The sequence below is a fragment of the Stieleria mannarensis genome, assembly GCF_014154935.1.
Taxonomy (GTDB): domain Bacteria; phylum Planctomycetota; class Planctomycetia; order Pirellulales; family Pirellulaceae; genus Stieleria; species Stieleria mannarensis.
The window spans coordinates 1-276 of record NZ_JACEHH010000245.1 but is presented as its reverse complement, the minus strand read 5'-3'; the positions used below and the strand labels follow the sequence as shown (position 1 = coordinate 276).

Annotated in this window: 1 protein-coding gene; it reads left to right on the top strand. The window is 58.3% G+C overall.

Annotation, left to right across the window (positions count from 1 at the left end; genetic code table 11):
* A partial coding sequence (locus tag H1B37_RS33235; RefSeq protein WP_182871558.1) for a hypothetical protein occupies positions 1 to 276 on the top strand: 276 nt, incomplete at both ends.

The following is a 276-nucleotide window of genomic DNA, read 5'->3' as shown; positions in this document are numbered from 1 at the left end:
GAAACATCCAGCGATTCATTCGACTTCACCGTCGACGACGGCGCCGGAACGACGACCAGCAGCACCTTCAACTGGACCGTTACGGCTACGAACGATGCGCCGGTCGAAGCATCCATCGAAGGGACGACGCTGGCCTACACCGAAAACGATGGCCCGGTGGCGATCACGTCGACGCTAACGTTGAGCGACAGCGACGATACGAATTTGGAATCGGCGGTCGTTCAGATCACCGGCAACTACGCTTCCGGCGAAGATGTCTTGACCTTCGTCGATCAG